This is a genomic window from Sulfurovum iocasae, from assembly GCF_047716765.1.
In the GTDB taxonomy this organism is placed as follows: domain Bacteria; phylum Campylobacterota; class Campylobacteria; order Campylobacterales; family Sulfurovaceae; genus Sulfurovum.
This window is the reverse complement of sequence record NZ_CP180410.1, coordinates 997,506-1,010,017: the sequence shown is the minus strand read 5'-3', so window position 1 is coordinate 1,010,017 and position 12,512 is coordinate 997,506. Positions and strand designations below refer to the sequence as shown.

At 41.3% G+C, this 12,512-nt stretch carries 9 protein-coding genes; 3 read left to right on the top strand and 6 right to left on the bottom strand.

Features of this window, described 5'->3' with window-relative positions; genetic code table 11:
* The first annotated feature begins 223 nt into the window (after positions 1-223).
* The 3 genes from ACLHDG_RS04955 to ACLHDG_RS04945 all read left to right on the top strand — a co-directional run bounded on the left by ACLHDG_RS04955 (position 224) and on the right by ACLHDG_RS04945 (position 4,030).
* Positions 224-1,570 (top strand): SLC13 family permease, encoded by a 1,347-nt coding sequence (locus ACLHDG_RS04955; protein ID WP_415408328.1) that lies wholly within the window; start codon positions 224-226, stop codon positions 1,568-1,570.
* 249 nt (positions 1,571-1,819) lie between these two features.
* Positions 1,820-3,256: a cardiolipin synthase gene (gene cls / locus ACLHDG_RS04950; protein WP_415407882.1), complete on the top strand. Its 1,437-nt coding sequence runs from the start codon at positions 1,820-1,822 to the stop codon at positions 3,254-3,256.
* A 15-nt stretch (positions 3,257-3,271) separates the two neighbouring features.
* Positions 3,272-4,030: an endonuclease/exonuclease/phosphatase family protein gene (locus tag ACLHDG_RS04945; protein WP_415407881.1), complete on the top strand. Its 759-nt coding sequence runs from the start codon at positions 3,272-3,274 to the stop codon at positions 4,028-4,030.
* Positions 4,031-4,209: 179 nt separating this feature from the next.
* On the opposite strand, the gene glgB is transcribed toward ACLHDG_RS04945, so the two are convergent.
* The 6 genes from glgB to ACLHDG_RS04915 form a co-directional block, all read right to left on the bottom strand.
* Positions 4,210-6,132 carry a 1,4-alpha-glucan branching protein GlgB gene (gene glgB, locus ACLHDG_RS04940; RefSeq protein ID WP_415407880.1) on the bottom strand — a complete coding sequence of 641 codons (1,923 nt, stop codon included), beginning with the start codon at positions 6,130-6,132 and terminating at the stop codon, positions 4,210-4,212.
* 2 nt (positions 6,133-6,134) lie between these two features.
* The gene (gene glgA, locus ACLHDG_RS04935) at positions 6,135-7,628 is read right to left on the bottom strand and encodes a glycogen synthase GlgA (RefSeq protein WP_415407879.1); all 1,494 of its coding nucleotides are present in this window, start codon (positions 7,626-7,628) and stop codon (positions 6,135-6,137) included.
* An 87-nt stretch (positions 7,629-7,715) separates the two neighbouring features.
* Positions 7,716-9,239 carry a 4-alpha-glucanotransferase gene (gene malQ, locus ACLHDG_RS04930; protein WP_415407878.1) on the bottom strand — a complete coding sequence of 508 codons (1,524 nt, stop codon included), beginning with the start codon at positions 9,237-9,239 and terminating at the stop codon, positions 7,716-7,718.
* Positions 9,236-10,072 carry an ROK family protein gene (locus tag ACLHDG_RS04925; RefSeq protein ID WP_415407877.1) on the bottom strand — a complete coding sequence of 279 codons (837 nt, stop codon included), beginning with the start codon at positions 10,070-10,072 and terminating at the stop codon, positions 9,236-9,238. Before ACLHDG_RS04925 ends, malQ begins: the two co-directional genes overlap by 4 nt.
* On the bottom strand, positions 10,069-11,481 hold the full coding sequence (locus tag ACLHDG_RS04920) for a glycogen synthase (RefSeq protein ID WP_415407876.1): 1,413 nt from the start codon (positions 11,479-11,481) through the stop codon (positions 10,069-10,071). The genes ACLHDG_RS04925 and ACLHDG_RS04920 overlap by 4 nt, the downstream gene beginning before the upstream one ends.
* Positions 11,482-12,501 (bottom strand): UTP--glucose-1-phosphate uridylyltransferase, encoded by a 1,020-nt coding sequence (locus ACLHDG_RS04915; protein WP_415407875.1) that lies wholly within the window; start codon positions 12,499-12,501, stop codon positions 11,482-11,484.
* Positions 12,502-12,512: the final 11 nt, after the last annotated feature.

Genomic DNA, 12,512 nt, shown 5'->3' with positions numbered 1-12,512 from the left:
TTCCTTCTTATTGGGTTTGTTTTTTGTATTTAATTGTTTTCATAATTCATCTTGCTTTTTCATATTTTACTTCATCCATTTTAACTAAGAATTACTTACGAGTGAGTATGAATATTCAGAAAGGTCTATGGATAAAAATTTGTAATATCAGAGCTTCCTTTAAGTTTTTTGAGGCACAATTAAAAAAGAGAAACTGATAGATAAAGGGATATATATAATGTCAATGGAAGAACAGTCAAAGAAAATTTTACTAGCACTTTTTTTGGGACTTATCTCATTTACTGCGATGATAGGATTCTTTACACTCCAACAGTCACTGATGGTAGCAGCTATCGTACTGATGGTTACACTTTGGACCAATGAAGGGTTACCACTAGCTGTAGTTTCCCTGTTACCGATCGTTATGTTCCCCGCATCCGGAGTCTTATCAACTAAAGAAGCGGCAGTCAATTATGCCAACCCTATCATCTACCTCTTTTTAGGTGGTTTTTTGATCGCTATTTCCGTAGAAAAGACCGGATTGCATAAAGTGATAGCCAACAAAATGCTGGGGCTTTTCCCAAGCAGTACCCGTGGTATCATCTTTGCACTGATCATCACATCTGGACTTTTGAGTTCAGTACTTTCCAATACAACTACCACCCTCCTCCTGCTTCCTATCGCACTTTTTCTGACTGCAGATGTAAAACTTAAAATGCGTCTGGCACTGGGGATCGCTTACGGAGCAAGTATTGGAGGTATATTGACACCTATCGGTACACCACCCAACCTTATATTGATGGGTATTATGGAAGAACTTGGTATGGAGGCTATTCCTTTTGCACAATGGATGTACATGGTTTCACCTTTAGTTTTCATCATGTTTATCGTAGTGGGTTTTGTGATGAGTTTGGGGCTCAAAGATGTACATATTGAAACTGATCTCAGCACAAAACCACTGACTCCAGATCAAAAAAAGGTACTGTATGTTATAGGGGGACTGATCTTTATGCTTTTGGTCAATGCACCGATCAAACCATACTATGGTGGACTTGGTCTGAGCGAGCCTGGTATTCTGCTTACAGCAGGACTGCTTCTTTTTGCTCCACCATTTTCTATTTTGAACTGGATGGAAGACAAAGAGAATATCCCTTACCGTATCATGTTTCTCTTTGGTGCCGGTTTTGCGATCGCGGCTGCATTTACCAAAACAGGGATGGCATCTGAGATCGCTTCTCACCTTATCGCCTTTTCAAGTATGCCTATCCTTCTCTTCTTGCTGATCATTGCCACAATGGTAACTTTCACAACAGAGATCACCAGCAATACAGCACTGATCTCGATCATGCTTCCCATCCTCTTCAAGGTAGCAGAACAAACCGGTGTCGATGCAGCACTCGTTATGATGGTCGCAACGGTCTGTGCATCCTATGCCTTTATGCTTCCTATTGCTACACCGCCTAATGCCATTGCGATGAGTTCCGGCGTGGTCTCGATCAAAACAATGGCAACTTACGGTATTGTGTTTAATATTTTGGGTATCATACTTATAGTTGCTATTGCAAAATCTTTTTGGATCGGTGTACTGTAGGTGCTATTTGATAAAAAAATTCTGCTGACAACCCTATGATATAGACTTCTGTTTTTTTCTGATATCAAGATCTTCCACATTATATAGATTTTAAATTTTTAAAATCATAGCGTAAAACTTAACCCTTATCTATGATGAAAAGAAAAACTGATGATTTGAATCTTGCAATTTTTTGTTACTATTTGGTATCATTGTTATGTTGAACCTTCTAAATAACATTAGATACTCATTAAATTCAAGAATCATTTTATGAGTATAATTAAAAAGGAATCTCCCATCGAAACTACAGCAATACACTGGTTTTATGTTTATCTTATTGTTACAATAGGGGGAGTACTTCTCTTTTCAGCTATCGCCCATATTCTCTATCAGAAACGATCACCTACAAGTATGATATCATGGATGCTGGCTATAATTTTTATGCCATTTTTGACGGTACCTCTCTACTTTCTCATCGGAATTCGGAAAAGAGAAAATACATACACAAAAGCTTCTGTCCAACTCCACGAAGCCCATCAAGAAAATATTCATATCGATATCGCCCCTAACAATGCACTTAGTAGTATCTTGGAAAAGAACGGCATCCCTTCTGCGACCAAGGGCAATCGTTATGAGTTGATCACGAAAGATACAGAGGCTTATGCACGACTGATGGATGAGATAGAAAAAGCAACAGAGTCAATAGATCTGGGAACTTATGTTTTCAGCTATGATGTTACGACACAAAAGATCTTGGAAGCATTGACAAAGAGAGCAAGTGAGGGAATACGCGTACGACTGCTTCTTGATGTTGTCGGTTCATTAGGATCGTATCTCTGGCAAAAGAACTTTCAGGCACTGCGAGATGCCGGTGGAGAAGTAGGGTTTTTTATTCCCATTATGAGCCGACCTTTTCAAAGCTATATCAACTTGCGTAACCATCGTAAGATCTATCTCTTTGACAAGAAAAGACTACTGAGTGGCGGGATGAATCTTAGTGATGAATACTTGGGTGAAGAGAGCAGTACAAAACGCTGGGATGATATCCTTTATTATTTGGAGGGACCTGCAGTCTTTGGCTTTTATCAGATCTTTCACAATGATTGGAATTATGCAATGGGTCTGACAGATCAACTCAAACTCCCTATTGAACCTGTAGAGTCTACAGGCGAGAGTACCGTACAAGTTGTACCTTCCGGTCCAGATATCCCCACTGATGCACTCTATGAAGCACTACTTAATGCTATCTATACTTCCCGAAAACGTATCTGGATCGTAACACCTTATTTCGTTCCTGATGAAAACATTGTGCAAGCACTCATCATCGCTCAGCACAAAGGTATTGATGTCAAACTCATTACACCCAAACACTCTGACAACTGGATTGCAGATCTGGGGAGAAGTCCTTATATGCGTGAGCTTGATGCTATAGGAGTAGATGTGATCTTATATGAGGGGGAGATGCTCCATGCCAAAGCAATACTCTTTGATGATCTGGGTGGGATGGTCGGCTCTGTCAATATCGACAATCGCAGTCTCTTTTTGAACTATGAGATCGTTACTTTTGCTTACTCTCCTCACTTTATAGAAAGTATCGAATCGTGGATGGGAGAACTGATGGAAAACTCCACACAAGGGATGAAAAAACCCACTAAACTACGCGAAGGAGTGGAAAATATGATGAAAGTCTTCGCTCCACTACTATAATGAGAGCACTGTACAATGTTTAAGCCCTCACGCCTTCATCACTCAGCCTGTCATGACCATTGTCACACAAGCATACCAGATACTTTTGGAGTGCTTTGCTGGAATGTCTATAAAAACAACCGAAAGAATTCAAGGTTTCAAAATTTTCTACGTACAGAGGTGGAGAGACGAGTCGTTGATCTTATTCTCTTTCAGGAGGCAAGTTTCTGTGACGATCACCATTTTGAACTACCTCATTTCTCATATGATGCGGCAGCCAATCTGGAGTTTAGAGGAGAGTTCTATGGGGTTTTAACAGCAAGCAGAACGGAGTCAAGTCATGCTAAAGCTTACCTTTCAGAGGGAAGAGAGAGCATGTTTGGACCACACAAGAGCCTACTATTGAGTGATTACTCCTTTGATGATGGCAGCGCTCTGCTTATCCTCAATGTTCATGCGATCAACTTCCGGGAAAACCAACGTTATAGCAAAGAGCTTGAACGGTTTCTTAACTTGCTTAAAGAGCATAAGGGGCCTATGATCCTTGCCGGAGATTTTAACAGTTGGAACAAGAAACGCATGGAGAAACTCCAAAAAATTGCTGAGAAACTCTCCCTTACAGCAGTAAGCTTTGAGAAGACGGGTAAAGTTAAATCCTTTATGGGAAAAACTCTGGATTTTGTTTTTTATCGTGAGCTAGAGTTAGTAGAAGCTGTAGTGATGGATGAGCATAAACTCTCCGACCATAACCCTCTGTTCGTACGTTTCAAGAGAAAGTTGAGCGAGACTCTTTAAGTACTTTTTCAAAGTCAGGTATGCCACCTCAAATACTCAAAAAAATTGTCTACTCTACCATATTCGCAAGATACTTACGGAAATTGCTATTATGTTCCACGTTTTAAATGTCTCTTTTTACGTTTTTCAGGTTTAAATTTTGGCACGCGATCATCGTGCCATAGGGAGATCGAATTAGTTTAGCTCATCTTTTTAAGATAGATGACGCCAAGGGGCGGTAATGTTACATGTAACATGTTTTTTCGGCCATGGTGCATTTTTGCACGTGATTTTATGGGTGCATCATTGGTGATATTCCAGCCGTCAAACTCTGATGATTGGGAATTAAATATCTCTTCATACAGCCCTTTGCTTGGCAAACCGATCGGATAATCTTTATGGATCTTGTCAGAGAAGTTACAAATAACGATGATAGGCTTATCTCTTTTGCTGCCTTTACGAATAAATGAGATGACATTGGCCTGATAGTCATTTTCATCGATCCACTCAAAACCTTCAGGTTCCACATCATTTTTATAAAGAGATGGTTCAGTTTGATAGAGTTTATTAAGCGTCTTTAAAAGATTATGTATCCCTTTGTGCTGTGGATTTTCCAGTAAGTGCCAGTCAAGACTCTGTTCGTAGTTCCACTCGGCAAATTGGGCGATCTCTCCTCCCATAAAAAGAAGCTTTTTACCGGGATGGGCGATCATAAAAGTATAAAGTGCTCTGAGATTGGCAAACTTTTGATTGTTGTCACCTGGCATTTTATTGATGAGTGAGCCCTTCATATGAACAACTTCATCATGGCTTAACGGCAGTAGATAGTTTTCATTGTACATATAAACAAAACTGAAGGTAAGATTTTCATGATGGTGTTGGCGATAGATCGGATCAATTTTCATATATTTAAGCGTATCATGCATCCATCCCATATTCCACTTATAACCAAATCCTAAGCCACCTTGACTGACAGGACGGCTTACCATTGGATAGTTTGTTGACTCTTCAGCAAACATCATAATATCATCAAAGGCATCATAAACACTGGTATTAAGCTGTTTTAAGAATTTGACTGCTCCTTTGTTTTCATTGGTACCATCCTCATTAGGGATCCACTCCCCCTCTTCTCTGGCATAATCAAGATAGAGCATGGAAGCCACCGCGTCAACACGTATCCCGTCAAGATGATACTTCTCAAGCCAGAACATTGCAGAGCTGATCAAAAAGGCACGCACTTCATTTCGGTCATAGTTGAAGATGGCAGACCCCCATTCTGGATGATATCCCTTACGTGGATCTTTATGTTCGTAAAGACAGGTACCATCAAAATTCATCAACCCGTGTCCATCAGTAACAAAGTGTGAAGGTACCCAGTCAAGAATAACACCGATTCCATGCTCATGCATAATATCTACAAAATGCATGAACTCTTGCGGTGTTCCATAGCGAGATGTCGGAGCAAAATAACCTGTGACCTGATATCCCCAAGATCCTTCAAAAGGAAATTCAGTGATAGGCAGAAGTTCCACATGAGTGAAGTGCATTTCATTAAGATAGGAAGCTAAAGCTATTGCCGCTTCTGTATAGTTTAAAAAGCGATTGCCCTCTTCTACTTTACGCTGCCATGAACCTAAATGCACTTCATAGATCGAAACGGGTGCTTTGTGCGAATTTTTCTTACGTCGTGAACGCATCCATGCTTTGTCATTCCACTTATAATTGTTAATATCCCAGACACGTGATGCCGAACTTGGTGCAACTTCAGCATAAAAAGCGTAAGGGTCAGCTTTGTCAGCATTTGCATTTTCTTCTTCACTGTCAATATGATATTTATAGGTTGTTCCCTGATCAACCCCTTCAATAAAGCCATCCCAAATACCCGAACCATCTCCGCGAAGCTGGAGTTTGTGGCTTCTGTCATTATAGTCATTAAAGTCACCACGTACATACACACCTCTTGCATGAGGTGCCCAAACTGCGAAATAAGTTCCTTTTTGACCTTCACGATCCATAAGATGCGCACCTAAATGATCATAGAGTTTTGCATGTGTTCCCTCTTTAAAGAGGTAAATATCAAGCTCGGTAAAACGACTGACATCATAGTGTATAGAGTGTGACATAGTTAATTCCTTTCCATTGAAACGCCAAAGCGCTGTGTGATGCTGTATCGATACATCTCTTCATAAGATTTAGATGCAACTTCCCAGCTAAACTGCTTCTTCATCGCATTTTTGACAAGCTGTTTCATTCCCTTTTTGTCATTATAGTACGTATCTACTGCCCATTTCACTGTTCCATACAAGGCTTCTGCAGAAGCCTCATAAAACTTAAATCCATCACCTTTCCCGGTATAGGGCTGATAATTCTCGATAGTATCATCCAAGCCACCTGTTGCACGAACGATCGGCAGGGTTCCGTAACGTAAACTGTAAATCTGGTTCAGCCCGCAAGGTTCGAAGAGTGAAGGCATCAAAAAGAAATCACTCCCTGCTTCGATCTGATGTGCCAGATCATTTTTGTACCCTATATACGTTCCAAATTTGTCTGGATAGGTTGAGGCAATATGACTGAAAAAACGTTCCGCCCACTTCTCTCCCGTTCCCAACAGAACAATTTGGATATCCATCTCCAAAAGTCCTCCAATTGCTTCAGCCAGCAGGGATATACCCTTTTGATCCGCCAGACGTCCAACCAAACCGATCACGGGGACATCTTGGCGATGCGGCAAGTTGAATGTTTTTTGCAGCTCTAGTTTACAGATCTTTTTACCTGCCATCTTATGCATGTCATAATTAAAAGGGATAAGCGTGTCTAGAGAAGGGTTCCACTCTTCATAATCTACACCGTTTAAAATACCGAAAAGTTTTGTACCATGGTGAGAGATCAAACCTTCAAGTCCCCACCCAAATTCGGAAGTACGGATCTCATCAGCATACTTTTGACTTACAGCATTAATAGCATTGGAATGAACAATTCCCCCTTTTAAAAGGTTGATCCCGTCATACTCTTCGAGTTCATCCTCAGTAAAATGCTCCCATCCTATACCTAAAACATCCATAGCACCCTTATAAAACTTTCCCTGATGCTGGAGATTGTGGATACTCAGCACGGAAGCCGTACGTTCAAAATCAGGATCTTGTGCATACACTGTATTTAAAAAGATCGGCATGGCTGCAGTATGCCAGTCATTTGCATGGATGATATCTGGCTTAAAATGCAATTTTTTAGCCAATTGCATCGCTGCTCTGGAGAGAAAGATAAAACGGTTATCGTTGTCACTGAAAGCAATGCCGTTTTCATCATAGAGACCTTTTCGCCCGAAGTAACGCTCATGTTCAATAAAATAGATCGGTACATCACTGCCGGGAAGCACACCTTCATACACTCCTGCCCACTCTTCGCCTATCACACCCATGGGTACACCAAGTGACCCCTCCATAGGTTTGAGATCATATTTATCTCTATCTACAATATAATAACGCGGCATCACGACCCGCACATCATGTCCAAGTTTTCGGAGTGCCTTGGGAAGGGCACCAACAACATCAGCTAAACCGCCACTCTTAGCAAAAGGAACTACTTCTGCTGCAGCTATTAAAATCTTTAATTTATTCATACTTTTCTCTCCTTAGAGGCTTATTACTATATTATACATCTATTTTTAAAATGAATCCATATATTCTAAAATCTAATTTTGAAATTCTTACTCTTTTTCCAACCTTCTATCAACAGCTCGTCCATAAAGTCTGGTCATTTTCATTAGATCTTTTTCAAGAAGTGTATCTAATGCATCATCCTTCATTCTCCATTGCCAGTTCCCACCTGTTGTTCCCGGACGGTTCATGTATGACTCACTTCCAAGACCAAGCAGATCCTGCATAGGAAAAAGTACCATACTGCATACTGTCCCGAGTGCGGCACGGATCATATCTCTATGAATAAGATTGGCATCTGTATTGAGATAGCGTCGGGTGAAATCCCGTACCTCTTCGGGTTGTTTACTCCACCATCCCACGACCGTATCATTGTCATGAGTACCGGTATAGACCACTTGATTGCTCTTTAGGTTATGCGGCAGGAACGCAGACGGGTCATCACTTTGCATAGATTCGAATCCAAACTGTAAAACTGCCATTCCTGGATAATCCAATGCCTCAAGCAGATCGGTCACATCCTGTGTGATGATACCAAGATCCTCAGCGATCACAGGAAGCTTTCTCCCCATTGCCTTTTCAAGTGTTTTGAAAAGATCCATCCCCGGCCCTTTTTGCCACCGTCCGTAAATTGCCGTCTTCTCAATAACAGGGATTTCCCAATAGCTTGCAAAACCGCGAAAATGATCGATCCTAATGAGATCGAACATCTCTGCCATATGACTGAAACGATCAACCCAGAAACGATACTTCTCTTTTTTCAGTATTTTCCAGTCAAAGAGCGGATTACCCCAGCGCTGTCCAGTTTTACTGAAATAGTCTGGCGGCACACCTGCTACAACGGTGGGGTTGCCATCATTGTCGAGTTTAAACCACTCTGGGTGACTCCAGACATCACTACTGTCATGTGCCACAAAGATCGGTAGATCACCTATAAGTTTTACATGATGCTTTTTGGCATAGCGGTGCAATTTCTCAAACTGGCGAAAAAAAAGAAACTGAACAAACCGGTACCACTGCAATTCACTATGAAGTTTCTCTGCATACTCCGCAAGTGCTTTGGGATGACGCATCCTCAGTGCTTTGGGCCAATCTGTCCAGGGACGGTTGTCATGATAAGATTTTAGAGCAAAGAAGAGCACAAAATCTTCCAGCCACGCAGCCTCCTTCTTGCAAAAGTCACGAAACGGTTCTGCAAGAAAATGGTTTGGCCGAAGTTTAAAATGCAAATAAACATTTTTTAGAAGCTTTAGCTTGTAGGGAATAACACGCTCATACGCTACATATGTTTGGTCAAATTCTTCTGTTTTGATCTCGTTGGGATTGAGAAGATCATCTTCAACCAGCAGTTCTGGACTGATAAGCATAGGGTTTCCACCGAAAGCAGAAAGTGTCTGATAAGGGGAATCGCCGTAACCGGTCGGTCCAAGCGGCAGCATTTGCCAAAGTGTTTGACCAGAGCGCTCCAAAAAATCGATAAAACGGTAGGCAGAAGGTCCCAAGTCCCCAATGCCGTATGCGCCGGGAAGAGAAGTCGGATGCAGAAGAATTCCACTATTACGTTCATGTCTCATAGCAACTCCTCTAAATATTTTGCTCCCTCGAGAGGAGCATCTTTAAGACGAGTTTGAACAATAGTAACCCTCTTTGCAGCCTCAGGCAATGCATAGGCTTGGATCTGCTCAGTGACCATCTCTACAAGATAAGGATTGGCAGAGACTATTCCCCCTCCCAGAACAAGTATCTCCGGATTAAAAAGAGTTACCATTGTTCCCGTTGCTGTCAGCAGTGCTTCTTCAAACATCTTGGCAATATCACGTTCAATCTGTTTGTCACTATGACGCAACTGTAAAAGATCCGGTTGGCCTTTCATATCGTGATATTGTTTCCATTTTAGCATCCCGGAACCAGAGGCATAAAGCTCAATACAATTATCTTTACCGCAACCGCAGTGAAAAGGAGTGCTTTTATAGGGTATATGACCTATCTCGGCGGCCAGTGAATCATGACCATGCAGTAACCGTCCATCACTGACTACACCACATCCAAGACCTGTACCGACATAAAGTGCAACAATATCACGTGAAGTATGATCATGTGCTTCAGCCAATACAGCACAGTTGACATCATTTTCGATCTCCACTCGAATACCGAATATTTGCTCTGTTTTCTGCTTGATATCGTGGATCTCTACTTCAATATTGGGAGCAGTGATGATACATCCATGATGTATCATCCCAGCATAAGCAATCCCTATAAACAGTATATTCGGATAACGCTTTAGCAATGATCCAATAAGATCATACAGTTCATGATCGCAACTGATATAGGTCTCATGGATTATTGTGTCGTACGTATGCAGTTCCGTGCGGATCGTAGTACCACCAACATCCATATAGAGTTTCATACTAGTTTCCTATAGAGCTTCAAATAGCTTTTAGCACTCTCTTCAAAAGAGACATCACAATGCATATTGGCTTTGGAGATTTTTAAAAATAACTTTGTAGATGTAAACAACTGCAGTGCACGTTTTACTGATCTAACAATCGCATTACTGCTTAATTTACTCAATACTATACCCTGACCACAAACAGATCTGTCTGTGTCATCAATATCCCGAACACTGTCATGCAGTCCACCTACATCATTGACTATGGGGATCGTCCCGTAACGCAGAGAAATTAACTGATTGAGTCCACAGGGCTCAAAACGTGAGGGCATCAGAAGAAGATCAGCAGCAGCATACATTCGGTGTGACAGAGATTCATCATAACCAAACTGGATCGAAAAATTGTCATGATTTTTACTTGCTATCTTCAATGTTTCAGCCATTGCTTCATCACCTTCTCCCAAAATGGCAAAGTTGAACTTCATTGTTAATAGTTTCGGCAACGCTTCAATAATGACATCAAGCCCTTTTTGCTCTGTAAAGCGTCCGATAAAGACGATCAGAGGTTTCTGGACATCCCGCAGTCCATGTTCTTCACAAAACAGAATTTTATTCTTTTTTTTGTTTGTAAATTTTTCAAGTCCGTAGTTTTTCGGTAGTGCAGGATCGATCAAAGGATCAAAAAGTACCGTATCAATACCATTGAGAATACCATGAAGTTTAGGTGAATGAACCTGTATAAACCCCTCAAGTCCACAGCCAAATTCAGGCAGCATGATCTCTTTAGCATAGGTTGGACTTACTGTCGTTACAACATCACTATATGCGATACCCGCTTTCATACAGTTCACCCCTCCCCAGAACTCAATACCTTCAGGGGTAAAATAATGTTCTCTCAGTCCCAAACGTTCCATACTTTCTCTGGGGAAATGTCCCTGAAAAGCCAGGTTATGAATGGTGAAAATAACATGAAGTTCAGGGAGTATCTCTTTTGCCCAAAGTGCTGACAATGCCGTATGCCAATCGTTAAGATGCAGTACATCGATCTCAAACATTTGTGCCAAAATAACCACTGTTTTGGAAAAAATGCCAAAACGAATATCATTAGAGAGATAATCACCGTTTTTGTTTCCATATGGTGTTATACAATGGCAGAGGGTTGCTTCATATACAAAAAGAGTCCGTACCCCCTGGTTCATTCCCTCGAAGAGTGAAATCTCATAGATATCTTTACCAAGGGTGATCTGGAAAGACTCATTCATAGCTGTCAGAGCAAATTTTTCCCGATCTATAAAATCATAGAGCGGCATTACGGATAGTACATCTATCTCTTTTGCCAAAGTAGTAGGCAGTGCCTGTGCCACATCGGCTAACCCTCCGGTTTTTGCATAAGGAAAAATTTCAGCAGCAGCAAAAAGTAATTTCATTTAAATTTTTACCTCACGCAGAAGCTTTGCCGCCTCTTCAGGTTCCACAGGATTAATTAGCATTCCCGTAGAGAGTTCAAAGCCTCCCAGTCTATAGATACGTGGCATTATACGGATCGTAAAACGATAAAAGTGTTTTAAATGAGGGAAATAAGGTGTATTTTCAAAATTAATATTCAATGGAGCCAAACGAAAAGCCAAATTGAAGTCAAAATTTCCCAGCTGGATATCAAGACGGGTAAAGATCTCTTTCATGAGATCTGCGAGGTTTAGCATATCATCCCGGTCAAGTTCATCCAGATTGGTCAATGCTCTCCTCGGAGCAATTATCACTTCAAAAGGGTATGCAGAAGCGTAGGGACAATACGCAGTAAAATCTCCTCTCTCAGAGATGATCCTAACCTCTGCCAAACGTTCATTTTCCAGAATGTCTTCCACTTTGCTGCGTCCATGTCTTCGGTAATATTGCAAATGCCTCTCCAGAAGATTTAATTCACGTGTTGGAGTAATTGGAAGGGCAATAATCTGTGTATGGGGATGCTGCTGTGTAGCACCTGCATGTTCTCCCTGATTTTTGAAGATACTGGTATGTATCAGTCGTTCATCCTGTCGCAGATCTGCAATACGCGTAGCAATTGTCGAAAGCCAGTCTCTGATCTCTATAGTATCAAGATCTGCCATCCTGCTGTTATGAGACGGGGTATCGATCACAATTTCATGAGCTCCAACACCAGGTACGGATTCAAACATACCTGTAAGTTTGGAGTGATCCTCAAGTTCAATTTGGACTGCCTTGTAGAGATTGGGAACTACACGTACTTTCCAGTTGGTTGCATTTGCTTCATTCTCTCTTATAGCATGGATCTCCGGTGGGGTCATAGATTCGTTACCTTCACAGAATGGGCAGGTCTTCAAAGTAAACTTTGTAAGAGGGACAGCAAGTGTGTCAGGGCGACGCATACGTTCCGGTGCTATTAATACATATTGACTGTGCAGCCTATCACGACGGATTTCAGACATTTTTCTTTCCT

Coding starts and splice junctions, on each gene's coding strand:
- ACLHDG_RS04955 (WP_415408328.1), top strand. CDS start 224: ATGGAAGAACAGTCAAAGAAAATTTTACTAGCACTTTTTTTGGGACTT.
- cls (WP_415407882.1), top strand. CDS start 1,820: ATGAGTATAATTAAAAAGGAATCTCCCATCGAAACTACAGCAATACAC.
- ACLHDG_RS04945 (WP_415407881.1), top strand. CDS start 3,272: ATGTTTAAGCCCTCACGCCTTCATCACTCAGCCTGTCATGACCATTGT.
- glgB (WP_415407880.1), bottom strand. CDS start 6,132: ATGTCACACTCTATACACTATGATGTCAGTCGTTTTACCGAGCTTGAT.
- glgA (WP_415407879.1), bottom strand. CDS start 7,628: ATGAATAAATTAAAGATTTTAATAGCTGCAGCAGAAGTAGTTCCTTTT.
- malQ (WP_415407878.1), bottom strand. CDS start 9,239: ATGAGACATGAACGTAATAGTGGAATTCTTCTGCATCCGACTTCTCTT.
- ACLHDG_RS04925 (WP_415407877.1), bottom strand. CDS start 10,072: ATGAAACTCTATATGGATGTTGGTGGTACTACGATCCGCACGGAACTG.
- ACLHDG_RS04920 (WP_415407876.1), bottom strand. CDS start 11,481: ATGAAATTACTTTTTGCTGCTGCTGAAATTTTTCCTTATGCAAAAACC.
- ACLHDG_RS04915 (WP_415407875.1), bottom strand. CDS start 12,501: ATGTCTGAAATCCGTCGTGATAGGCTGCACAGTCAATATGTATTAATA.